The 24218-nt window shown below is 69.7% G+C and carries 17 protein-coding genes; 8 read left to right on the top strand and 9 right to left on the bottom strand.

Annotated elements, in window-relative coordinates; genetic code table 11:
• Positions 1 to 681: 681 nt before the first annotated feature.
• Complete coding sequence (locus CMC5_RS18795; RefSeq protein ID WP_050431720.1) at positions 682 to 1572, top strand: DegV family protein; 891 nt, start codon at positions 682 to 684, stop codon at positions 1570 to 1572.
• Between the two features lie 471 nt (positions 1573 to 2043).
• Positions 2044 to 2901, top strand: a complete 858-nt coding sequence (locus CMC5_RS18790) for a BON domain-containing protein (RefSeq protein ID WP_050431719.1) — start codon at positions 2044 to 2046, stop codon at positions 2899 to 2901.
• A 25-nt stretch (positions 2902 to 2926) separates the two neighbouring features.
• Here CMC5_RS18790 and CMC5_RS18785 read toward each other — a convergent pair whose 3' ends face one another.
• Together CMC5_RS18785 and CMC5_RS18780 are read right to left on the bottom strand one after the other, a co-directional pair.
• Complete coding sequence (locus CMC5_RS18785; RefSeq protein ID WP_050431718.1) at positions 2927 to 4399, bottom strand: sigma-54-dependent transcriptional regulator; 1473 nt, start codon at positions 4397 to 4399, stop codon at positions 2927 to 2929.
• Positions 4396 to 5916, bottom strand: a complete 1521-nt coding sequence (locus tag CMC5_RS18780; RefSeq protein WP_050431717.1) for a HAMP domain-containing sensor histidine kinase — start codon at positions 5914 to 5916, stop codon at positions 4396 to 4398. Before CMC5_RS18780 ends, CMC5_RS18785 begins: the two co-directional genes overlap by 4 nt.
• A 314-nt stretch (positions 5917 to 6230) precedes the next feature.
• Here CMC5_RS18780 and CMC5_RS18775 point away from each other — a divergent pair, with 314 nt between their 5' ends.
• Together CMC5_RS18775 and CMC5_RS18770 are read left to right on the top strand one after the other, a co-directional pair.
• On the top strand, positions 6231 to 7910 hold the full coding sequence (locus tag CMC5_RS18775) for a SulP family inorganic anion transporter (protein ID WP_050431716.1): 1680 nt from the start codon (positions 6231 to 6233) through the stop codon (positions 7908 to 7910).
• Positions 7911 to 8030: 120 nt separating this feature from the next.
• Entirely contained in the window at positions 8031 to 8522 is a 492-nt protein-coding gene (locus CMC5_RS18770; protein WP_050431715.1) for a hypothetical protein, read from the top strand.
• A gap of 74 nt (positions 8523 to 8596) precedes the next feature.
• On the opposite strand, the gene CMC5_RS18765 is transcribed toward CMC5_RS18770, so the two are convergent.
• Positions 8597 to 10504 carry a hypothetical protein gene (locus CMC5_RS18765; protein WP_050431714.1) on the bottom strand — a complete coding sequence of 636 codons (1908 nt, stop codon included), beginning with the start codon at positions 10502 to 10504 and terminating at the stop codon, positions 8597 to 8599.
• A 293-nt stretch (positions 10505 to 10797) separates the two neighbouring features.
• On the opposite strand from CMC5_RS18765, the gene CMC5_RS18760 reads away from it, so the two are divergent.
• Together CMC5_RS18760 and CMC5_RS18755 are read left to right on the top strand one after the other, a co-directional pair.
• A complete protein-coding gene (locus CMC5_RS18760) occupies positions 10798 to 12150 on the top strand; it encodes a serine hydrolase domain-containing protein (protein WP_050431713.1) in 1353 nt (450 codons plus the stop codon).
• A gap of 489 nt (positions 12151 to 12639) precedes the next feature.
• Entirely contained in the window at positions 12640 to 14709 is a 2070-nt protein-coding gene (locus tag CMC5_RS18755) for an AgmX/PglI C-terminal domain-containing protein (protein ID WP_050431712.1), read from the top strand.
• A gap of 37 nt (positions 14710 to 14746) precedes the next feature.
• Here CMC5_RS18755 and CMC5_RS18750 read toward each other — a convergent pair whose 3' ends face one another.
• The 4 genes from CMC5_RS18750 to CMC5_RS18735 all read right to left on the bottom strand — a co-directional run bounded on the left by CMC5_RS18750 (position 14747) and on the right by CMC5_RS18735 (position 17598).
• A complete protein-coding gene (locus CMC5_RS18750) occupies positions 14747 to 14968 on the bottom strand; it encodes a hypothetical protein (RefSeq protein WP_050431711.1) in 222 nt (73 codons plus the stop codon).
• Positions 14969 to 15037: 69 nt separating this feature from the next.
• Positions 15038 to 15577: a hypothetical protein gene (locus tag CMC5_RS18745; protein ID WP_050431710.1), complete on the bottom strand. Its 540-nt coding sequence runs from the start codon at positions 15575 to 15577 to the stop codon at positions 15038 to 15040.
• Between the two features lie 97 nt (positions 15578 to 15674).
• Positions 15675 to 16298, bottom strand: a complete 624-nt coding sequence (locus CMC5_RS18740) for an SAM-dependent methyltransferase (RefSeq protein WP_050431709.1) — start codon at positions 16296 to 16298, stop codon at positions 15675 to 15677.
• An 82-nt stretch (positions 16299 to 16380) separates the two neighbouring features.
• Positions 16381 to 17598, bottom strand: a complete 1218-nt coding sequence (locus CMC5_RS18735; RefSeq protein WP_179955527.1) for a zinc metalloprotease — start codon at positions 17596 to 17598, stop codon at positions 16381 to 16383.
• 649 nt (positions 17599 to 18247) lie between these two features.
• On the opposite strand from CMC5_RS18735, the gene CMC5_RS18730 reads away from it, so the two are divergent.
• A complete protein-coding gene (locus CMC5_RS18730) occupies positions 18248 to 19048 on the top strand; it encodes a class I SAM-dependent methyltransferase (RefSeq protein WP_082362593.1) in 801 nt (266 codons plus the stop codon).
• A gap of 615 nt (positions 19049 to 19663) precedes the next feature.
• Here the strand turns inward: CMC5_RS18730 and CMC5_RS18725 are convergent.
• Together CMC5_RS18725 and CMC5_RS18720 are read right to left on the bottom strand one after the other, a co-directional pair.
• The gene (locus tag CMC5_RS18725) at positions 19664 to 21016 is read right to left on the bottom strand and encodes a sigma-54-dependent transcriptional regulator (protein WP_082363470.1); all 1353 of its coding nucleotides are present in this window, start codon (positions 21014 to 21016) and stop codon (positions 19664 to 19666) included.
• Positions 21009 to 22598, bottom strand: a complete 1590-nt coding sequence (locus tag CMC5_RS18720) for a sensor histidine kinase (protein WP_156338717.1) — start codon at positions 22596 to 22598, stop codon at positions 21009 to 21011. The genes CMC5_RS18725 and CMC5_RS18720 overlap by 8 nt, the downstream gene beginning before the upstream one ends.
• A 288-nt stretch (positions 22599 to 22886) precedes the next feature.
• Between CMC5_RS18720 and CMC5_RS18715 the strand changes: the two genes are divergently transcribed.
• Positions 22887 to 24212: a TolC family protein gene (locus tag CMC5_RS18715; protein ID WP_169796588.1), complete on the top strand. Its 1326-nt coding sequence runs from the start codon at positions 22887 to 22889 to the stop codon at positions 24210 to 24212.
• The last annotated feature ends 6 nt before the right edge of the window (positions 24213 to 24218 follow it).

The following is a 24218-nucleotide window of genomic DNA, read 5'->3' as shown; positions in this document are numbered from 1 at the left end:
GATGAACACCTGGGCTGCCAAGGTCACCTTCCGTTCACGGTCGGATGAACACCTGGGCTGCCAGGGTCACCAAATGCAAATAGGACGGATCGCTGAAGGCCTCCGACCTGCCAGGACCTTCGAGCGACCGGGCCTTCGAACGACCAGGGCCTTCGAGCAGCTCGGCGTCGTACATAACCTGCGTATTATATAAAGTCGGCGTTATCTGCGGCGACTCCGCTGGAAGACCCTCTCGGCGAGCACTCTCGCGGCATCGGTCACCAGCACGGCGAGAGCCGTCCACAGCACCCCGACCGGTTCGTCGCTCTCCAGACCCGACGACCAGCGCGACGACGTCCGCACACGCTGTCCATGTTCATCGCCTCATCGACGACTCATCGACCACGAAGCCGCCCGACTCGTGCTGCAACCTCTCGCAACCCGCGGCCTCTTCTCTCGCAACCCGCGGCCTCCCCACTCCCCTCCTCACGCAATCCGCTCGCAACTTCGTTCCGGTCCTCACGCAATCCACTGTCCCGTCCCTCGTTGCTCCCTCACGTCTCGCCGCCCGCTCCCCGCTCGCACGCCTGTGGCGCGTCCCGCAGCCTGGCGCGGCCTGCGCGGGCCAGATAGCGTGGTCGAGCACGGCGAGGTCGTCTCCCGGTGGTGGGATGGAGCTGGGTCGCCGTTCGAGGGGTCTCCGTGATCATCGTGACCAACCCCGGCTCGAACCTCCCTGAGGGGCTGGTCGAGCGCTACGACATCCAGGTCACGCCACAGCAGATCGTGGTCGACGGCGTGTCCCACGACACCCGCTTCGGGATCGAGCTCGCGCTCATCGATGGCTGGGTTCGCACCGCACGAGAGCACCCTCATGTGGTGGGCACGACGGCGGCGGAGTTCGTGTCGACCTTCCGGGCGGCGCTGCGCCACGACCGCGAGGTGCTGGCGATCATGACCTCGCGGAAGATCATCGGCTCGTACGACGCCGCCCAGGTCGCCGCGAGGACGCTGCTGCGGCTGCCAGGGGAAGAAGGGGCGAAGATCACGGTCTTCGACACCGGCGTGACCGACGTCGGCGCCGGGCTCTCCTGCATCCTCGCGGGCGAGGCACGCGCGGCGGGGATGCCCCTCGAGGATGTGGTGCAGCTCCTGGAAGCGTGCCGTCGCGAGATCCAGGTCGGGTTCGTGGTAGAGACGCTGGAGTATCTGGTGAAGGGAGGACGGGCGACGGCCTTGCGCGCGTTCTTCGCCAACCTGTTCGGCTTGCGGCCGTTGATCGCGTTCTCCAGCGGCGAGCTGAAGATGATGTCGAAGGTGAGCGCGCGGGCTGATGCGGGGATCGCGATCGCGCAGTGGATCGCGGGGTCGCTCGGCCAGGGGCGGCGCGTGGCGGCGGCCGTCTTTCACGGGGATGCTCCGCACAAGGCACAGCGCGCGGCCGAGGAGCTGCGCAGGCGGCTGGACGTGGCCTGTCTCTGGCTCAGACCGCTCTCACCCAGCATCTATCTGCACGCGGGACCTGGCGCGGTCGGCGTGGCTGCGGTGCCCCTCGATCAGTTGCCCTGGTGGCCTGCGCATCTACGGCTGTGATGGCTCCGCACGTCCTTGTGATGGCTCCGCACGTCGTTACGAGAGCGACACCGACCGAGAGCGACACCGACCGAGAGCGACACCGACCGCACGAGAGTGATACCGACCGCGAATGACACCGAAAGGCGTACGCCATTGCAGCGGAGCAATGCGCTCGTCAGAGAAGGGAGCGACTCGCCTGGATTCTTCAGGAGATAGGGAGTGTCTCGCCTGGATTCGCCAGGAGAAGCGGTCGCGGGGCCACGAGAAGGCGCTGAAGGTCTGATTCCGTCGGCTCGGCCTGCGTTCCGGCCCTTCTCGAATCAGCGCGGAGCTTCGCCGTTCGCTCAGCCACCAATTACGACCGGCGCGTGCACACCGCAGGAGCATCCTGATGTCTTCCAGGGGTCCTGCTGATTGCGACCTTCGACCGTCGACTGCACGGTAGCGCCCGGCACGGTGGGTTGACGATGACATGAAGGAGGCCAGCTCATGAAGGACCGCTTCGACAGGGGCGACGGCTACGGGTGGCGTGGGCGTGAGTTCGACCGCGACGACGAGCGCATGTGGCGTGATCCCGAGGGCGTGACCGAGCGCGGTGGGGGGTACAGCCTCGACGAGGGACGGTTCACGACGCGCGAACGACGGGGTGAGGGGCTCTACGGGAGCGATCAAGGCGCGGGCTACGGGCGTGATAGGAACCGGTCCGGAGGGTTTCGCGGCGGCGAGGGGCGCGGCCTCATGGGCCATCAGGGGCACGCCGAGCGCGCGCGGAGCTACGGGGGTGGGTACGGCAACGAGTACACCCATGACGACAACCTCAGCTATGGGCGCGGGGATGTCGGCTGGGATCGGGAGGTGCTGCCGGGCTATCCCCATCAGCGTGATGATGCCTGGCGCACGCGCCATGAGCCCTCGCACACGATGAGCGAGATGGGGCACTCGGCGATGCAGAGCTTCCGGGGCGCGATGAGCGAGCTGGGTGACAAGGTCCGTCAGGCGTTCGGACGCGGGCCCAAGGGCTACAAGCGCTCCGACGAGCGGATCCTCGAGGACATCTGCGAGGCCTTGTCGTACCGACACGACATCGACGCGAGCGAGGTGACCGTGCAGGTGAAGGACGGCGAGGTGACGCTCGAAGGGACGGTGCCCGAGCGCCAGCAGAAGCGGTTCATCGAGTACGTCGCCGAGAACGTCCGGGGGGTCGAGGACGTGCACAACCAGATCCGCGTCCAGCGGACGAGCGAGAACACGACGAGCACTGCTTCGACGACGAGTGACAGCACCACGACGAGCGGTCAGCAAGGTGCGATGCCGCGCATGCCCATCGGCGACGTTGCCAGGCGCTGACGTCGCCGGGCGCTGACGTCGCCGGTCACTCCTTGAAGCTGGCCGACGACAGGCCGTGCTTGCGCAGCAGATCGTAGAAGTCGGTCCTGTTCCTGCCGGACAGCTTCGCCGCGGCGCTCACGTTGCCGTTCGCGCGGCGCAGGACTTCGACGAGGTAAGCGCGCTCGAAGGCGTCGCGCGCCGCGCGGAGGGGCGGGAGGTCCACGGAGTGGTCGCCGAGGGCGAGAACCATGGCCTCGCTCGCCTCCGCCGCGGTCGCGAGTTCGGCGTCTTCGATCTCGACCTCGCTGGGCCGCGTCTCCAGCTTGCGGGTCGGTGGGACGAGCAAGGCGCGCAGGTCGTCGGGCTGGAGGCGCTGGCCTCGGCAGAGGAGGACGGCGCCTTCCATGACGTTCGCCAGCTCGCGCACGTTACCGGGCCAGGGGTGCGCGAGGAGCATGCGCAGGGCCTCCGGGGTGGGCGTCGGCTCGGAGAGGTTGTGGCGCGCGGCGGCGCGCGAGAGGAAGACCTCGGCGAGGAGGGGGATGTCTTCGACCCGATCGCGGAGGGGCGGCATCACGATCGGGACGACGTGGAGCCGGTAGAACAGGTCCTCGCGGAAGCGCCCGTCCCGCACCTCGGCGAGGAGGTCACGGTTGGTCGCTGCGACGACGCGGACGTCGACCTCTTCCTCGGCCATCGAGCCGACCCGGGTGAAGCGGCGCTCTTGCAGGACGCGCAGCAGCTTGACCTGGACGGGGGCCGGGGCGTCGCCAATCTCGTCGAGCAGCAAGGTGCCACCGTGTGCGGAGGCGAAGAGGCCCTCCTTGTCGCGCACGGCGCCCGTGAAGGAGCCGCGCACATGGCCGAACAGCTCGCTCTCCAGGAGTTCCGCTGGCAATGCGCTGCAGTTGACCGCGATGAACGGCTTGCTTCGCCGCGGGGAGAGGCCGTGGAGGGAGCGTGCGGCCAGCTCCTTGCCCGTCCCCGACTCGCCGAGGAGGAGCACGGTCGCGTCCGTGGGGGCGACGCGGGCGATGACCTCGCGGGCAGCAGCGATGCGATCGCTCGTCCCGAGGAGGCGCATCTCGTCGCTCTCGGCGCCGACGATCCGCCGCAGGCCGGCCACCTCGCGCCGGAGCTTCGCGCTCTCGACGGCGTGGCCGAGCTTCTGGAGGAGATCATGGTCGTGGAACGGCTTGGTCAGGAAGCCGTAGGCCCCGCGCTTCATCGCCTCGACGGCGGTCTCGATGGTGCCGTGAGCGGTCAGGATGACCACCGGGACGTCGGGGGAGCGTTTCTGGACCTCGGTGAGCACGTCGAGGCCGTCGCCGTCCTCCAGGCGCAGGTCGACGATCATCGCGTCCACACGCTCGCGTCCGAGCGCCTCGATGCCGGCCTTGCCCGTCAGCTCCGTCGTGACCCGGTAGCCGTGGTGCTCGAGGCGAAAGGCCAGGAGCTCGCAGAGATGGGGTTCGTCGTCGACGATGAGGATGTGCGGCCGGTGGGCTGGGCTCATGAAAGGGCGGGAGCGGGTTGGAGCGCGTCGGAGACATCCGCGGTGGATAGCTCCGCCGCGATGGGCAACCATAGCCGGAACGTCGCCCCGGTCCCTACGGATAGTCCATCCAGCTCCAGCTCGCCCCGGTGCGCCCGGGCGATCTGCCGGGAGAGCGCCAGGCCCAGCCCGACCCCGACCCGTTTGGGCGAGTTCGTCACCGAGTGGGTCATGAACTCGTCGAAGATGGCCTGGCGGATCTCGGGCGGAACGCCTGGGCCTTGGTCGGAGACGGAGATCTTCACCCAGGGGCCCGGTCCGGGGCTTCCTTCACCGGACACCAGCTCCCGGCGCACGAGCACCCGCTGCCCCGCCTTGGAGACGGAGATCGCGTTGCGCACCAGGTTCGCGACCGCTCGCTCGACGAGGGCGACGTCGAGGCTGCAGAGCGGCACCTCGCCCGGGGCCTCGACGTCGACGACGACCCCATGCTCCCGGGCTTCTTCGTCCTCGTCGCGCACGGCGTTGCGGACCAGGTCGTCGATGGCCGAGCCGGCCTGGAGCCGGATGGGTGTTCCCGCGCTCAACCTCGACAGATCGAGCAGGGTGGTCACCATGCGGATCTCTCGCTCGCAAGCCACCCGCGCGATGTGGAGGATGCGGGTCTGCCGCTCGGTGAGCGTGCCTCCGCCCACGCCGTCCTGTAGTAGCGCGATCGCCTCGCGGATCTTCGTCAGTGGTGTGCGCAGCTCGTGCGACACGGAGGCGAGGAAGCCCTGTTTGAGGGTGTCGAGCTCGGCGAGGCGGCGGCGCATGATCTCGATCTCGTGCCCGAGATCCCGCACCTCTGCGGGGCCGGCCACCTGCTCGGCGCCCGCGTCGAAGTCGCCCTTGCCGAGGCGCTGGGCCTGGGTGCCGAGCGCGGCCAGCGGCTCGGTGACGGTCCGGGCGAGCTGGTGCGCCAAGACGGCGGCCAGCACGCACGCGGCGAGCGCGATGGCAAACCCGCTCGAGAGCGCCGAAGCGCCGGCGCTGCGCGCGTCTTCCTCCTTCGCACGCACGGCGTCGTGCAGCTCGAAGATCCGCTGGATCCAGGCGTCGGTGAGCTGCTCGTCGAGGCGCTCGCGCTCGGTCTGGCTCGCCGGAGCGACCAGGCCAGCGCAGGTGCCCTCGGCCACCACGCGCCGGGCGAGCCTGCGGTAGCCATCGATCGCGGCCAGCATGGTACCGCCCGTCGGCCGCGCTGGCTCGCCGAGCTCGGCGTCGAGGGCAGCGAGGCGGTGCGTGATCTTCGCCCCGACATCGTCCCAGGGGACGCCTTGCGCGCAGGCATCGTCGCCGTGGCGCATGGCGAGCTCGACCGCCCACGCTGCGCGGTGGAGGGTCGCCTCCCGCCGGAGGCTCACCGTCTCACCGCCGAGGAGCTCCTGCAAAGACGACGTGATGCCGGCCAGCGATCCGAGGACGACGGCGAGCGCGCCGAGCATCACCAGGACCAGGACGGCGTGAGAGAGCACCAGCCGGGTCAGTAGCCGCATGAGCTGCTTCGACTATGCCGTATCGCGTCATCAAACGCACGCAACGAACAGAGTAAACCCTCGATTTTCCAGGTGAATATGGATCGCTCGAGCTGTGGGGGTTCACCGACAGCGTCGGTCTTTCCATCGGGTGTCTGTCGGTAAAGACAGACGCCCCCCGGGCACTTGTCGGCGGAAAGCGGTCCCCTTCAGGGCTGGCACGCCCCGTGAAGACAACGCGCAGCGTCATGACAACCCCGACCGCCCACCAAGCCAGCTCCGAGCCCGGGTTCTGGCGCCCCATGTGGACAGAAACACTCACCTCTTGGAAGGAGATGGTCGAGCCCAAGAGCGTGGTGGACAACCTCCTCAGTGGGCTCACCGTCGCGTTCGTCGCCCTCCCCCTCAACCTGGCGCTTGCGCTGGCGTGCGGGTTGCCAGCGCATATCGGGCTGATCACGGGCGCGATCACCGGGGCCATCGCCGCGCTCATCGGCGGTTCACGGCTCCAGGTGACGGGTCCCGAGGTCGCGCTGGTGCCGCTGACCTTCGAGATCCTGCAGCGGCACGGTTATGAAGGGCTCCTGTGCGCGACGTTCCTGTGCGGGATCCTCCAGATCCTCATCGGTCTGGCGCGGGTGGGGCGGTTGATCCATGCGATCCCCGTCTCGGTGATCGGCGGGTTCATGGCGGCGGTCGGGCTGCTCGTCTTCAACTCGCAGATACCGAGGTTGCTCGGGCTGCCGAATGACGTGCGGCTCGTCTCATCGATGCCGGGCACAGCATGGGCCTCCCAGCTCGACCTGTTCGCAGTCGGCGTGGGCGTGCTCGTGATGATCGCGACGGTGATGCTCCCCAAGCTGCACCGGCGCTTGCCGGGAGGGCTGATCGGCCTGGGAGCAGCGATCCTCCTGGTGAGCGCTCTCGGGATGACCACCGCCTCGGTCGGCTCGATCACTGCGGAGCTTCCGAAGATCGCGTTCCCGCCGTTCCACGGCGTCAACCTCGTCTCGCTCTTCCCGGAGGCCATCGCGCTCGCGCTGCTCGCCTCCATCGACTCCTTGCTCGCCGCGGTCGCGGTCGACGCGCAGAGCAAGGCGCCGCGTCACTCGAGCGATCAGGAGCTGATGGCCCAGGGCGTCGCCAACCTGGCGAGCTCGCTGGTCGGCGGCATGCCGGTAGCCGGCGCGATCGTGCGCTCCGCAGCAGCCGTCCAGTGCGGCGCGTCGACGCGGCTCGCGGCCCTCACCCAGTCGGTGACCTTGCTCGGCCTGCTGTTCCTCGCGCGCCCTCTCGTCGAGCGCCTGCCGCTCGCGGGCCTCGCCGGCATCCTGCTCGTGGTCGGCTTCCGGCTGATCAACTGGCGGCAGGTCCTCTTCATGTGGAAGGTCTCGCGGTTCGAGGCCGTGGTCTTCGTGATGACGGCGATGTCGATCGTCGTCTCCGACTTCGTCGGCGGGGTGCTGATGGGCCTCGTGCTGTCGCTCGTCCACTTCGCTCACATGCAGCGCCGGGTGGACGTGTCGCTCGTGACCGCAGCCTCCGACGAGCCCGGCGAGGTGCCGCGCTTGCTCGATCGAGCGACGCGCCGCGCGCCGGGAGGAGCCGCACAGCTCGTCGCCGTCGTCCGCGTCGAGGGGCCGATCTTCTTCGCGTCCCACACCGGGCTGCAGTCGCTCACCGAGGGCGGGCCGCTGCCCAAGTACCTGATCTTCGATCTGGCGGGCGTACCGCTCATCGACTTCACGGGCATCGAGGCGTTCCGCTCGGTGCTGAATCGGCTGCGTGAGCAGGGGACGGCGGCCATCATCACGCGCGCGTCCGATGGCGTGACGGCGCGCTTGCGCGGCTCCGGCCTGCTCGAGCACGTGACCGACAAGCGCGTCTTCTCCACGGTCGCCGAGGCGCTCACGTCGCTGGGCGATCCCGTGGTCGGGGCGCCGTCGATCCCGCCGTCGCGCGACGCGGCGTCGCCGGCACTGCTGCGGCCCGACGCGCAAGCAAGCGCCTCCTGACCCATGGCTACCAGGCAAACGGATGTCGGATCCATCCCGCCGACCGCGAGCCGACCGACAGAGAGCCACGGATCAGCCCGTGGCTCGCAGACGAAGAGAGAGGAGCCGATGCCGACACCGATGACCCGTTCGTCACTCGACGCGGTGATCTCCATCGCTCCGGAGCCTGCGATCACGCGACCGCCGGGCGAGCCAGCTTCCGACGGCGCCGGGGGGAACCCTTGCCCTCTGGAGACGCACGGCGCGCCGCCCGCGTCGACGTTCGTCCCCGCGGGCGTCGCGCTGGGGGATCTGCCACCCAGCACGGTGCAAGCGCTCGCGCGGGCGGCGACGACGGAGGGGCGCGCCCTCGGCGAGTCCTGGGTCCTGTGCAGCCTGCTGCTCCTGGTGGCGATCGTCTGCGTGGCCTGGTCACTCCCCACGCCGGGCGCGAGCGCACTGCTCGCGCTGCTCTGCCTGGTGCTCATCGCACGCGAGCATGTGCGCTCACGCCAGCGCTTCCGCAGCGCCGTGGCGCGCGTCGGCGAGGCCCACGGGCTCAGTGCGAAGGAGGCCGAGCGCGCCGCGAAGGCGTTGGCGAAGGCCTGGGACACGGCGTCACCGGGGCGCTGAGCGGCTCCTCCCCTCCCCTCGACGTCGCGCCAGCAGGCGCTCCTGCTCCCCCCTTCTCGGTTCCCCTCTACCCTCTAGCGACGTGGCGTGCCTGAGCCCGGGCCGGCCGGAGCCGCGCCTGGATTGCGCCAGGTGAACCTGTCGACCAGGACAGGCCCCTCCTCGCGAGACAAGGGATCGATCTTGCCGAGGACCCAGCCATCGATCGCGCTGCCGTCCCGCCGGACGCGGAGGCGGACGAAGTGCTTGTACCCCGGGTGCGCGAGGGCGCTGAACGCCTGGTGCTGCTCCAGGCCGAGCAGGGTCAAGGCCGTGAGGTAGGCGCCGAAGAGGAAGGCGCCGAGCGCCACCGCGACCAGGGTGATGGCCAGGAGGCCACCCCAGATCGGCAAGCCGAGGCCGCGCACCACGGGCCCCAGCAAGCTCGCCGCGAGGACGGGGAGGAATCCGAGGCCGATGGCCGTCGGCAGGGCGAGCATGCCAATGGAGAGGGCCTTGCCGCTGCGCCAGCCCCCGATGGCCCACGCGATCACCCAGCAGACCAGAGCGGTCGCGGTCGCCATGGTCAGCCCGGGTGCACCGCTCTCGAGCGCGGAGAGGACGGTGGGCACGTAGAGGAGGGCGATCCCGAAGTGGACGAGGAACCCGGAGCGGCCGCGGGCGACCTCGAAAGGAATCCCCATGGCGAGGGCCAGCGAGGCCCGCTGCCCGGGGAACTCGGCCGCCGGGGTGGGAAAGCCGCGGCGCTGGATGCGGGCCGGGTGGAGGAAGGCGCCGCCGCCGCCCGCGATGACGTGCTGGCCCGCGCCGACCACTTCCCGGCAGTAATGGTGCGTGTCGCCAGTGAGCACGAGCACGCCGTCCCGCTCCATGGAGACATCGAGCGCGGCGAGCATGTCCGTCCCCGCACGGCTCGGCTCGAAGTAGGCCCGCACCGGATCGGCCAGGCACAGCACGACGCCTCGTGATGGATCCTGCGCGCGCTCCTCGGCGAAGAAGAGGCGCTGCTGGAAGTCGACGGCCCGCAGCTGCCGATCCGGCCCCCACAGCGAGAGCCCGGGCGCGAGGTGGAGCGCCCAGTAGCTCGCGTTCTGCACCGGCGTGTAGCCCTCGAGCGGCAAGGCGGGTCGCTTGGCGACCAGCGTCCCGACGCTGAAGGCCTCGACCCAGGCGATGAAGTGACCGATGTTGCCCTCGCGCTCCTCGGGATCACCCACCTCGCCAGGGCCGCGCGAGCGTGGCGCGGCGTGCGACAGGGGTCCAGGGTGCGACAGGGGTCCAGTGTGGGATGGCGGTCCGAGGTACGACGGGGGGGCAGCTTCGGAGGGCGGCGGCATCACCCGCGATGCGCGGTCGATCGTGCCCCGGCGCGCTCGGAACATGCGACCGAAGCCGTCGAGGCCTGCATACCAGTCGTGGTTCCCGGGGACGCCGAGCAGGACGCGCGAGGCCCCATCGGAAGGCAAGCGCCGGAGGACGGCGTTCCAGGGCGCGATGACGCGGTTGTTGATCTCCAGCTCGGTCGCCACCGGGTAGGCGGTGTCGCCGCCGAAGAGCAGGACGTGCCCGCGCGGCAGGGTCAGCCGCTCTCCGGCTTCGTCCTCGACCTCGTACGTCGAGAAGATGAGCTGCGCCACGGCGGCGCTCACCGAGACGTCGTCCCCCGTGTCGGCCACGAAATCGATCCAGAGATCCTCGCCGAGCGCCTCGGTCAAGCTGTCGGCCCCAGGGCGGCCTGCGCCCAGCTCCTCGGCGACGCGCGAGGTGAAGGCCTCGGGCGAGTCGGCGCGCATCCAGTCGCGGCTGTCGATGTCCTCGGTGGCGATGACGCTCGCCACGAGGTGCCAGAGGTGCCCCCAGAACGACTTGGCCCCGAGCCAGGCGATGGCGCGCGGTGACCTGCGACCTCGACGGAAGAGAAGGCGCGGCGCGTCAGGCGGTGGAGGCGCGGGAATGACCGCTGGGCGAAGAGGCTCGGACACGGGGACGACTCTGGAGCAGCGACGGAGGGACCGCGTCACCTGCACCGCAGGAAGGACGCGAGCGCGACGGAGGGTCCTCACGGGGAGCGGAGGTCACCGACGCACGGCTCGCGCTTACTACACCCAATCGCGATCGAACGCGCAACCAGGCCGCGCGCACCGGAAGCGGCGACGCCGGAGCGTGGCCGTAGAAAAACTTCGATGCTAGCCTCGGCCCACGCTGTTCCAGCGCCTCCGGTGGCGTGCTGCACGACAGGAGCGCGCGCCAGAACCGCAAGCCCAAGGAGCCTTGAATGCCCATTGCGATGAATGCAGCAGGTCGCCTCCTCCTCCCTCTCGTCATCCTCGTGAACGGCGTCGCCTGCGGAGGCAGCCAGGAGGCCCCGACCCCGCCGCGTCCATCGCAAGCCGCTCCCAGCGCGACGGTGAACGCGAACGCGGAGCCCGAGAAGGACAACTTCGAGGAGGTGCACGCCTACCTGGCGGGGCTCGTTGCCGACAAGAAGATCGCAGGGGCCGTGGCCATGATCTCTCAGAACGGAGAGGTGAAGTACCACGAGGCCCACGGGCTGCAGGACGCGGAGGCCGGGACGCCGATGACGGCGACCACGCTCTTCCGCATCTGCTCCATGACGAAGCCGATCACCAGCGTGGCCGTGATGATGCTCGTCGAGGAAGGCAAGATCGCCCTCTCGGACCCGCTGTCCAAGTTCGTGCCCGAGTTCAAGAAGATCACGGTCGGTGTGCCCGATCCGAAGAAGAAGGGTGAGTACAAGCGCGAGCGCGCGAAGCGTGAGATCACCGTCGAGGATCTCCTCACCCACCGCTCCGGCATCACCTACGGCTTCATGACCACCCCCTACTTCCAGAAGCAGTACCGCTACGCGGGCGTCTCTGACGGGCTGACGGAGACGAAGGGGACCGTGGCCGACGGCGCGCGGCGAATCGCGCTCGCACCGCTCACGTTCCACCCGGGCTCGGACTGGGGCTACGGGCTGAGCACGGACGTGCTCGGACGCGTCATCGAGGTGGCCTCCGGCAAGGCCCTCGCGGAGTTCTTCTACGAGCGCATCCTCAAGCCGCTCCAGATGAACGACACCCACTTCCGGGTGCCGGCGGAGCACCAGACCCGGCTCGCCGCGGTCTACCAGCCGAAGGAGGATCAGACGATCGAGCGGCTCCCCGACGGCCCCGTGGAGAAGAACGGCGCCGTCTACTCGGCGAGCTACCCGCTCGACTGGAACGGGAAGTATTACTCCGGCGGCGCAGGCCTGGTCTCCACGGTCAACGACTACGCGCGGTTCGCGCAGGCGATGCTGAACGGCGGCGAGCTGGACGGGGTGCGCCTCCTGAAGAAGGAGACGGTGGATCTCATGCTGAAGAACCACACCACCGACGTCACCTTCACCGAGAAGGAGCACGGCGACGCCTTCGGTCTGGGCTTCGGGCTCGTCACCGACACGAGCAAGAGCCCCGATCTGGGCTCGGTGGGCACGTTCTCCTGGAGCGGCTTCTTCAACACCTACTTCTGGGTCGACCCTCAGAAGAAGCTCGTCGGCGTCGTCATGGCGCAGCTCCAGCCGCACAGCCACGTCGATCTCGGCGCCAACTTCCGCAAGAAGACCTACGCCGCCCTCGCCAGGTGACGTCCGCCGTCACGCGCGTCCGGGCTGTCGTCCATAAACCGCGCAGGACGTCAAGCCTGCTCCATGCTCGTCGAGCGCTTCCATCCGCTCCGTCCTCGCCTCCGAATCACGGTCGAGCTCGCACCCGAGGCACCGCTGGCTCGGTAGGGTCATGGGGGGGCTTACACACACTCCCTCTGGAAAAAGAGGCGCGGCGTGGAGCCCCTCGCCCGCCCCGCGCGTCACGATTCGCGGGTTTTCCCGCGGAAACACTCAGAACCACATTCTCTCGGGAACTTTGGTCCCGAGGCGCTGTCGAGTCGCACATCGGTCGGCCTCGACGTTCCTGGCGTCCTGAGATCCCGGGGCACGAGCCCTGCGCGCCGCGCGTCGTCGGCGCGAAACGAACCCGTCGAGAGCCAAACAAAAGACAAAAGCAGGCGCGCCCTGCGTAGAATACTCCCCGATTCGGGGACACGGCGCCCCAGGGCGCATCAGGAAGGGTCGGAGATGGAAGGCAAGCAGAAGGTCGCGATCACATTCGCGCTCTACCAGAACGAAGCGCTGCTCCGTCGCGAGACGGTCACGCAGGACATCATCAAGGTCGGCAAGGACCCGAAGAGCCACCTCCGCATCGACGACGAGCTCGCCTCGCGCATGCACGCGGTCGTCGAGGTGACCTCGCCTTCCGACATCACCCTCATCGATCTCGGCAACGAGCCGGGCACGATGGTGAACGGCGCGCGCGTCAACAAGTGCAAGGTGAACGCCGGCGACCAGATCCAGATCGGTGGCACCCGCATCGTCGTCGAGCGCGCAGAGCCCGTCGCCGTCGCTGCCGCTGCTGCCATGCCTCCGAAGCCCGTCCCCTCGAATCCGTTCGCCGCAGCGCCCGCCGCCAATCCCTTCGCCGCAGCGCCTGCCGCCAACCCCTTCGCCGCGAACCCGTTCGGTGGTGCCGCCCCTGCAGCGCCGTTCGCGGGTGGCAACCCGTTCGCGGGTGGTGCTGCGGATCCCTTCGGTCTCGCCAATCCCTTCGCGCCTCCCCCCGCGCACGACGAGGTGCCTCACGACGCGCCCGAGGGCTCGTACACGTACACGCTCGTCAAGGCGGGCCCGGACGTGCCGAACGAGGAGGTCGAGACGAACGCGGCTTCGGTCGAGGTGATGATCCTGTGGGACCAGTCGGTCCTGCACGTGGAGCACCTGACGCCCCCGCGCTCGTTCTACGTCGGCGAGGAGGAGAGCAAGACCTTCAAGTGCGACTACTTCGTCCCCTCCGAGAAGCTCGGCACCACGCGCGCGCCGGTGCTGCTCGCGGATCGCGGCGGCGCGGTGAGCGTGGTGCTCCTGCCGCGCGCGACGGGCACGATCGAGCTGCCCGGTCAGCCGAAGATCACGCTGCAGCAGGCGATCGACACGGGACGCGCGCAGCCCTGCGCGGAGCTGTCCGGTGCCTATCAGGTCGCGCTGCCCAGCGGCTCCAAGGCGCGCGTCGAGCTGGACGGTCTGATCTTCCAGATCTCCGCGGTGAACGCGGGCCGCGCGGTGGCGGGGCACTTCTCGTTCGACACGCAGAGCCTGCTCTACCAAGGCCTCTCGCTCGGCGTGCACGCGGGCCTGCTCGCGGCGATGGCGTTCTTCATGCCGCCGCTCGGTGGGACGGAGGACGGGGGCATCTCCGCGGAGCAGCAGTACCTCATCCAGCAGTACCTGCAGGCCGCCGCCGAGAAGGAGATGGAGGAGAAGGAGACCGAGCAGGTCGCCGAGAACTCCGCCGACAACAAGGAAGGCGGCACCGGGACGCGCGCCAAGGGTGAAGAGGGTTCCATGGGTAACCCGAACACCAAGGCGACCGGCAACCGCTACGGCGTGAAGGGCCCGGCCGACAACGCCGACCCCCACATCGCTCGCCAGGCTGCGCTCCGTGACGCTGCGGAGTTCGGCATGATCGGTCTGCTCAACGCGGGCGCCGGTGGTGATCCCAATGCGCCGACCGCGCCCTGGGGTCGCGACGACTCGCTCGGCAACGACGCGCTGAGCGCGCGCGGCAACATGTGGGGTGGTGAGATCGGCGACTCGTTCGGCGCTGGTGGCCTCGGCCTCTCCGGCATCGGCGAGGGCGGTGGCGGCCGCGGCGAAGGCATCGGCCTCGGCAACATCGGCACCATCGGCCACGGGTCGGGCACCGGCACCGGTCAGGGCTTCGGCTCGGGCCATGGTCGCCTCGGTGGCTCGCACCGCACCAAGCCCCCGCAGGTGCGCATGGGCGCCACCACCGTGAGCGGCCGCCTGCCGCCGGAGGTCATCCAGCGTATCGTGCGGCAGAACTTCGGTCGCTTCCGCCTCTGCTACGAGAACGGTCTGCGCAACAACCCGAACCTGCAGGGCCGCGTCGGCGTGCGCTTCGTCATCGGTCGTGACGGCGCCGTGTCGAACGTCGGCAACGGCGGCTCGGACATGCCGGATGGGGGCGTCGTCTCCTGCGTCGTCCGCGCCTTCTACGGGCTGTCGTTCCCGCAGCCCGAGGGCGGCATCGTCACCGTCGTGTACCCGATCATGTTCAGCCCCGGCAGCTGACGCGGCGTCGCTTCGGCGGGGCCCGGGGATCGCTCGGTCAGAGGATCCCCATCGGCGCCCCGCCGGCATCGACGAAGCGGTCCGCGATGTCGACGAGCAGCGTCTCGTCGACCTGCTTGCTCTTCACCTCCACCTGAGTCTCCCGCGGCAGCAGCACGAACGTGCCCACCACGGATCCGCCGAGGCGCACCTCGTGCGTGCCGCCTGGCGGCGCGCTGCTGACGTCGTAGACCTTTCCATCCCGGGCTTTGATCTGCATCCCCGAGGGATAGCACACGGCGCCTCGCAGGGCGCCCGCCCTCCCCTCACGCCCGGGTCGGCGGGGGGTTCACTGCGCCTTGCGGATGGCTTCCGGCAGGCGGTGGATGGCGCCGTGGACCGCGCCCTCCAGCGCGCCACGCTCGGCGCTGGCGAGCAAGGAGCCCTCCTCCTCGGCGCGGGCGCGTCCTTCCACAATGACCAGGAGCGAGCCTCGCTCGTCACGCACGGCGGCCGACACGGCGCACGAGGCACGCAGCGTCTTCCCCTCGCGTCCACTCTCCAGGCGCGTGATCGCCGCGGAGACCTTGTACCCGCGGCGCAGCCCCTGCTTCCCCCAGTCGATCGCGCGCAGCTCCGCCTCGGCCGACTGGCGCAGGATGTCGGTGAGATCCGGCAAGTGCGTGGCCGCTGGGTCGACCTGAGAGTTCACCTCGGCCAGCGTGACCTGCTGTGTCGCGTGGCTGGCGGCGATGGGCGGTGCGCCCTGAGGTCCAGGTGCGGCGACGCTCGGCGTCGGCAGAGAGAGTGTCGAGGAGGCGAGGAGGGCTGCCGCGATCCCGAGCGCACGTACGCGCTTCGATCGCGGCGCCACGCGGAGGTCATCCACTGGGCGCATGCTCTGCGGCTATCAGGCGCCCCTCGGGTGGGCCAAGAAGGCCGCGGCGCGAGCCCACCGTGCGAGGCACGGCGCCGAGAGGATGCGCTCAACCGTTCGCAGCAGGACGAGGCCGGAGGACGCAGAACAACGCCAACGGGAAGGGATCGCGCTGACCCTGGTAGACGGTCTGATCGACCGAGCTCACCTCGAAGCTGCCACCGAAGATCTCGTGGATCATCTCCGGCGTGAAGCGATGCGGCCCCACGTCTCCGGGCTGCAGGCTACTGAAGCACTTCACGAAGAGATGACCATCGGGCGCGACCAGACGACGGACCGCGGCGACGTAGTCGGCCCGACGCTCGGGCGGCAGCACATGAAAGCAGCCGCGATCGAAGACGACGTCGAAGGGGCCCGCGATCGTGCTGTTCAGGATGTCGTCCAGCACGAAGCGGATGGAGAGTCCGCGCTCTGCGGCCAGCTGCTCCGCGTACGCGACGGCCCCTTGCGACAGATCGGATCCCGTCACGTCGAAGCCCCGCTGCGCGAGGTGAAGGGCCTGGGTCCCGGGACCCGTCCCGAGATCGAGCACCTTTCCGGACGCGATCCCGAGCCGCTCCAGCGCGCGCGCCAGATCCGCGTCGAGGTCAGGGTTGTACCAGGGTAGCTGCTCGACAGCGCCGTCCTTGTATACCTGCTGCCAGTCGGGGAACTGGCGATCGTCGTTGCTCATGCGTTCGAGCGTACTGAAACGCACTGCACGACGAAACCATCCCCGACGCTGGCTCGCGCGGGTTCAGCGCAGCGCGCTCCGCTCAGTCACAGGTTTTGCCAGCGACGGAGCTGACGTGACCGACACAGTAGCTGTCCCAGTACGTGTCGCAGCAGTACGGATCGGCGGCGCAGATGGTCGCGACGACACCGTTCGAATCGCAGCCGTTCGTCAGCGGACCGCCCTGCTGACACAGTCCATGAGCGCAGGTCCCCGTGCTGCACGTCACGCTGCCGCATACGGAGTAGACCTGTGCGACACAGAGGTCATCCCAGTAGTTGTCGCAGCAGAACGGATCCGCCGCACAGATGCTCTGTACACATGCACCGCAGGGAGCGCCGTTCAGGAGAGGGCCCGCCGAGCACTTGTCGCGCGTGCACGTCGTCGGCTCCGACCCGGATCCCGTCCCGTAGAGCGCCACCGCCCCTTCCTTGTCCAGCGCCGTGAGCACCAGATCCCCCGTCTGCGTCCCGTTGCAGTGGGGGTAGTGCATCACCGACGCGGCGTCGTAGACCGTCAGCTCGCGCCAGCTGGTGTCCTCGAAGCATCCCAACCCGGCCTCGAAGCGGGTGTGCTCGTGCCGGAAGCCCAGGACGTGGCCGAGCTCGTGCCGCAAGATCCCCGTGAGCGTCCACGGAGGGATGGGCCCGAACGAGCTCGAGTCGATGAGGACGTTGCGCAGGCTCCGCGGGTAGTCGGGGAAGAACGCGCGCGCGAGGTACGGCTGACCCGAGACGAGGTTGACGTCGAAGACGACGTTGGGATTCGACGCGTTGCACGCCGAATCCTGGCTGGTGTCGTGAATGAATTTGACGTTGGCTGCCGCTTCCCAGTCGGCCGCTGCAGCCGCCATCGCGCTCACCACCGTGTTGTAGCTCGCGCCGAAGCCCGTGCTCACGCAATACCTGAGATTGAGCCTCTGGACGTCGTCCCATTTCGAGTCCGAGCTGCCCACCTGATGCACGATGAGGCCTCCTTCCTGGACCATCGTCAGATGGATCTGCTCCAGCTCGCGAATGCTGATGACGGGCTCGTCACCATTGATGATGTATAGACCCGTATCGGGCTCTCGATGGACGAGCTTCATGAACTCGTCGAACGACATCCCGGCGACGTCAGTCCGCTCGGCGCCCTCTTCTCCCACAGAAGACGCGGGCTCGGCCGAACACCCGAGCACCGAGAAGGCAGCGACGCCGGCGACCGTCAGCCCCGACATCATCACCGACCCACAGCGCTGCCACCACGATCGAGCTTTTGCCATGATTCACCACCTCGGACGAGATGGACCTGCCCATTACGGCAGGATCACACGATCCCGCCGCCGAAGGAGGCCACCCCTGCTTGAGTCGACGATAAGCACGAAACGACGCGCGACGCCTCGCGAATCAGGCACCACGTCCGCTCCGACCTGAACCAGAGCACTTATAAGCAACCAATCAAACGAACGAAACCGAATTCGTTACACGCCATACCCCAGCACCGGATGTCCTGACCGTCGCATAATCAATTCAATGAAACATGACAGTGTGCGGGCGATGCACACGACCGCTCTCCAGCGTCCCGTCGCATCGCATCGTTGCACCACACAACGACGCGAAGAGGCGTCATTTCACGAGGTGGATCAGCATCGTGCGTTGCCCCGAGCGCGCCGTCGATGGCCCGCCATGGCATTCCGACGTTGGCCCGCTGGAGGGTATTCGTCGAAATGGTTTCGTTGGTCGGCGGGCTGCTCACAGGGCCACACTGCGCGAATCGAGGGTCGAGCGAGCGGTGTAGGATTGCAATGGTGCCGGCTCCTTCACACGCGCCCATCCAGCTCGCCGCCGGGCCGCCTCGATGAGGTTATCGGGTGACGCCCCGGCACCTACCCACGCGAGACACCAGGCCCGAGGCGCGGTACAGCAGCGGCGATGGGATCGTCTTCGTCTCCTCCGCCGGCGTCACGCCCCGAGCCCGCCTCGGGCACGCGCCCCGCCGACACCGACCCGCACCTCGCAGCGACGCGCAGCTACTACGACGAGTTCGCCGCGCGCTACGAGGATCGTCGCGGCGGGAAGGACCCGGGCGGCTACCACGATCTCGTCGATGATCTGGAGGTCGACTTCGTGCGCCGCTTCGGCGACGGCCGGGACGTCCTCGAGGTCGGCTGCGGTACGGGCCTCCTGCTCGCCCGCATCCAGTCGTTCGCGCGGACGGCGAGCGGCGTCGATCTCTCGCCCGGCATGCTCGAGCGCGCGCGCGCCCGAGGGCTCGACGTGCAGGAGGGCAGCGCCACGTCCCTCCCCTTCCCCGACGCGAGCTTCGACGTCGCCTGCTCTTTCAAGGTGCTCGCGCACGTGGAGGACATCCGCGGCGCGCTGGCCGAGATGGCGCGCGTCGTGCGCCCTGGTGGGCACGTCCTCGCCGAGTTCTACAACCCCTGGAGCTTCCGGGGCCTCGCCAAGCGGCTCGGGCCTGCTGGCGCCATCAGCGCGACCACCCGCGAGGACGCGGTCTACACCCGCTTCGACACCCCCGAGCAGGCCGAGCGTTACCTGCCCCCCGGGCTTCGGCTGGTGGACGCGCGCGGGGTGCGCATCGTCACGCCCGCGGCCATCGCCATGCGGGTCCCCGTGCTGCGCAACGCCCTGCGCCGGGCGGAGTGGGCGCTCTGCGACTCGCCGCTCCACCGCCTGGGTGGCTTCTGGATCGCGGCCGCACAGAAGGCCTGAGCGCAAAACGGGTCCGTCGGCCCCTGCGAGGTGAGCTGCTCCTCGGCCTCGGCCTTCGGCGTCGAGCCACACACGCCACTCGGTCCACTGGCCCTCGCGGCTGGGTCCACCCACCACGACCCATCGGTCTCTGACCGCGCCCCGTGGGTCCTTCGACCTTTACCGCGGGGTCGCCCGCCTCGGCCCTCTCCGTCCACGGCCCCTGTCTCTGGGTCCTCCGACCCAGTCCTCTCGGTGCCCTGACCCATCTCGACCCGTCATCCGACCCATCCCTCTGGGTCCACGACCTCCACCGCTGGTCCTCTGACCCATCCCTCTCCGTCCACGACCCCTCTCTCTGGGTCCTCCGACCCATCCCTCTCCGTCCACGACCCCTCTCTCTGGGTCCTCTGACCCATCCCTCTCGGTCCCCGGCCCAGACGTCTCGGTGGCCCGACCCAATCTTCCCCGTCGGCGACCCCCCTCTCTGGGTCCTCCGACCCAGACCTCTCGGTGCCCCGACGTCAGGCCCGAAGCGGCGAGACATGCCTGATTTCCCGGGTGGATCGCGGGGTGGTGGGGCCCCGACGCGCTTTGCTCGGCGGGGCGGCGGGGGCGCGTGCCCTGCCGTGTGAATCAGAGCAGGTACTTCGTCAGCGTCTTCACATCGATGCCGAGGCGCTCGGCGGCCCGGGTCTTGTTTCCGCCCAGCTCGACGAGCGCCCAGCGGACGTAGCGCTGCTGCAGCTCACGCAGGGTGAGCACGGGCCCAGCGAACTCGGGAGCGGGGGTGTCTGCCAGCACCGGGTGGGGCAAGGCGGCGTCCGGGGGCTGCGCCTCGGGCGTCCGACCGAGGAGCACGAGGCGCTCCACGGTGTGAGCGAGCTCGCGCACGTTGCCGGGCCACGGGTAGTCGAGGAGCTGGGTCATGCACGCGGGAGAGAGCCGCTGCACGCACGCCGAGGGGTGGCGGGTCCGGGCCTCGCTGAGGAACCGCTCGAGCAGCTCGGGGATGTCCTCGCGGCGCTCGCGCAGCGGCGGCACACGCACAGCGACGACGTCGAGACGGTAGAGCAGGTCCTCGCGGAACAGGCCCTCGGCCACGCGGCGGCGCAGATCGCGGTGGGTGGCGGCGACGATGCGTACGTCGACGGAGAGCTCCTTCACCGAACCGAGGGGGCGCACGACGCGGCGTTCGATGACGTCGAGCAGCTTTGCCTGGAGGGGCGGGGCCATCTCGCCGATCTCGTCGAGGAACAGGGTGCCGCCCTCCGCTTCGGCGAAGAGGCCAGGGCGCCGCGTGGAGGCGCCGGTGAAGGCGCCCTTGGCGTGGCCGAACAGCTCGCTCTCCAGGAGGGGTTCGGGGAGGGCCGCGCAGTTGACGGTGACGAACGAGCCGTTCGCGCGGCCGCTCTCGGCATGGAGATGGCGGGCGAGAAGGCCCTTGCCGGCGCCGGTGGGGCCTGTGAGCAACACCGGGACATCACTCCCGCAGACGCGTTCGATCACGTCGAGCGCGGCGCGCATCGAGGCGCTGCGGGCGACGATGCGATCGCGTGGCGCCTGGCCCTGCAAGGAGCGGCGCAGCGTGCGGGTCTCGCGCCGCAGGTTCGCCTCGTCGAGGGCGCGGCTCAGGTACACGATCAGCTCGTCGAGCTTGAACGGCTTGGTGAGGTAGTGGTACGCGCCGCGCCGGATCGACTCGATGGCGGTGTCGACGGCGCCGTAGGCCGTCATCACGATCACCGGGAGATCGGGAGCGGCGCGCCTGGCAGCGGCGAGCAGCTCGACGCCGTCCATGCCTGGCATGCGCAGGTCGGTGACCAGGGCGTCCACCGGCTCCGCTTCGATCTGGGCGAGGGCCTGCGCGCCCGTGGCGACGGCGACGGCGGAGAAGCCGCGATCGACGAGGCCGTCCGCGAGCATCTCGGCCATGGCGATCTTGTCGTCGACGACGACGACGTGCGGAGCGCGGGCGCGATCAGGCATCGGCGTGGTCTCCTCCCCTGGGCAACCGCACGTACGCGCGCGTGCCACCGCCATCGCGGGGTTCGAGCGAGAGGGTCCCGCGGTGGATGCTGACGATCTCGTGGGCGATGGCGAGGCCGAGGCCCGCTCCTTCCGGCTTGGTCGTGAAGAAGGGCTCGGTGGCGCGGGCGATGTTCTCGGCCCGGATGCCAGAGCCTCGATCCTCGACGAGGAAGTCCACGGTGGTCGGCGTCCCCCGTACGGAGAGGGAAACGCGGGCCCCGCTCACGCTCGCCTCGCAAGCGTTGAGCAGGAGGTTGACCAGGGCGTGTTCGAGGAGGCGCAGCTCGCCGGAGAGCACGGGCAGGCAGCCGTCCATGTCCGCCACGAGCAGGACGCTGGCGGTGAGGAAGCGGTGCTCGACGAGGCGCAGGGCGCCGCGCACGACGTCCTCGGGATCGACCGGGCGCAGCGAGGGCGCGCCTCCACGGGCGAGATCGAGGAAGCCGCGGACGACCTCGCTGATCCGGCCGGCCTGCTCGCTGATGGCGTGGAGCGCGCGCACAGCCTTCGGATCGGTGCCGACCCGAGCTTCGAGCTGCTCGGCGCGCCCGACGATCACCCCGAGGGGGGTGGAGATCTCGTGCGCGATGCCCATGGCGAGGGTGCCCGTGGTGGCGGCGCGGCTCGCCCGCGCGAGGCGTTCGTCGCTGGCCCGGATCAGGGCGGCCAGGGCGAGCTTCTTCTCCAGCTCCAGCTCGCGGCGCTGCCGTCGGAGGGCGACCGCGGCGAAGGCGACGATGAGGCCTCCGGGGACGAGGACGCCCGCGAGGAGGCGGCTGCGGGTGCGATACCACCGCTCGCGCTCGTGCGAAGCGCTGGCGACGACGGCCACGGAGAAGGGGCCTAGCCGCCCGGTGTCGGTGGTGATGACGCCGGCGACGGCGCGCCGTTCAGGGAGACCGAGGGCGACCGCTTCGTGGGGTTCGAGGCGGGCGGTCTCGCTCCCCGTCGCGACCGCCTGCGTGAGCGGCTCGCTGATGCGCTGGGCGCTGCTCACGGTCTGCCAGCGCGTGTCCCCGGGTGGTCGGACGAGGACGACGACGTCACCGCCTCGCTCGATGCGGCTCGACGAGCGGATCAGCCACGCGACCGGCACGGTCAGCGCGACGGTGCGCCCGTCCGAGGAGGGGGCCTCCACCCGCAGCGACTGCGCTGGTGGCGGCTCGCGGAGGCGCTGGGCGGCGGGCGTCACCTCGATGCTCTGGTAGGCCTGTCTCAGGCTGGCGGGTGGATCGTGAGCCGCCGCGAGGTCGTCCGCGACGACGTGGGCGTCGCGCTGGACAGCCGACAGGCGCGCCACCAGCTCGTCCGAGAGCACGAGGGCGAACATCTGCTGCTGGCGGGCGAGGGCTTCGAGGGCGGCCTCGTGGTCGCGCTGCTCGTCGTGCAGCGCGATGGCCGCGATGGCCACGAACGCGAGCGCCACCGAGGGGACCATCCACCCACGGCGGAGGAAGCGAGCGGCCTTCGACGCGAGCGTGGGCCGGGGGCTGGGGAGTCCGAGCAGCATCGAGATGGGGGAGCCCTCCTCGAACAGCACGCTCCGTACCATCCGGGAGGGAGCCGGATCGTAGGCCCTCAAAAGGTGACGACACGGAAATTTTCCCAGGATGGTCGGGAAATTTTCCGTGGTGTGGGTCTGTCCGTGTGGCTCAGCCAGGGTGGAACTCGAACGATCTGCCTGGAATGATGCCTGTCGAGGAGGTGGCATCGTTGATGCTCGGACACCCGGGCGATGCTCGAACGACGGTGTGGCCGGGTACTCTTTCGGTGTGCGCTCCTCGTGGCCGGCTTGCTGAGCGGCTCCCACGCGGTCGCAGCGCAGGAGGTGAGCCAAGGACGATGGGTCCCCCACGCGAAGGCGATCACGCTGAGCGAAGCCCTGCGCTTTGCCCGAGCGCACAACCCCTCGCTCCACCTGGCGCGCGCGCGGGTGAAGGCCGCGCTGGTCGCGGCGGAGGCGCCAGGCGCGCAGTGGCTGCCCAGCGTCAACGGCACGGCGCAGCTCTTCGGCGCGACGATGAACAACTCGACGGCAGCCATCCTGGCGAACAACGGGGTGAGCCTTCCGCGCGTCGGGGCGACGCGCATCGCGACGCAGCCGGACCTCGCGCCCTACGCGTCGTCGCTGGTCGCCGTGGGAGCGCGGCAGCAGCTCTTCGACTTCGGCCGGATCGCGGCGCAATCCGCGGCGCTGGACGCGCAGACCGAGCTGGCCCGGAGGATGGAAGACGGAGCGCAGCTCGACGTCTCCTTGCAGGTGGCGGAGGCGTTCCATGCGGTGCGTGCGGCGCGCTCGGTGGAGGTCGCGGCGCGCGAGGCGGCAGGACGCGCGAGCGCTCACCGTGAGGCAGCGCGGGCAGGTGTCGAGGCAGGGCTGAGGACGCCGGTGGATGTGGCGCGGGCCGAGGCGGAGGTGGCGCGCTTCGACGTGGCGCAGGTGCGGGCAGAGGGGGCGCTCGCCGCAGCCCAGGCGCTGCTGGCGGCCGTGGTGGGTGTCCCCGAGCAGGCGCTCGATGCAGGCGGAGGTGGTGAGGAACGCGGGACGTTGCCCCCGTTCTCGGAGCTCCTGCAGCGCGCGCGCCGGCAGAGTGTCGAGGTGCGGCAAGCCGAGGCCCAGGTGGAGGTCTCCCGGGCGGAGACGCGCGCCCTGGAGGCCCAGCTGCGCCCGGACCTGGCCCTCGCGGCGGCGCTCTCCGGGCGTGCCGGGGGTGCACCGCCCACCAACGGCGAAACGATCCCAGGGTACGGCTTCGCGCCGATCGTGCCGAACTGGAGCGTGGGGGTGGTCCTCAACGTTCCGCTCCACGATCCGACGATCAAGGCGCGCCGAGACGCGCTGCGCGAGATCGAGGTGGTGAAGGCAGCAGAACTCGGCGCCGCGCGCCTGGCACAGATCGCGGCGGTGCGGCAGGCCTACATCGCGACGGAGACGGCGCAGGTGGCGCTGCTGGCGCTCGATCGGGCAGCGATCTCGGCGCGCGCGAACCACGCGCAGGCCGAGGCCCGGTTCGAGGCAGGGCTCGGCACCGTGCTGGAGCTGATCGACGCGGAGGCCGTTCGGGTCGAGGCCGAGGTCCAGCGGGCGATCGGGGAATTCGAGGCGGCGCGGGCGCGGGTGCTGCTCGATCGCGTGGTCGCGGAGGCACGTTGATGGGTC

The sequence above is a fragment of the Chondromyces crocatus genome, from assembly GCF_001189295.1.
GTDB lineage: Bacteria > Myxococcota_A > Polyangia > Polyangiales > Polyangiaceae > Chondromyces > Chondromyces crocatus.
Note: the sequence above shows the minus strand (reverse complement) of the source record. Positions and strands in the feature narration are given on the sequence as shown.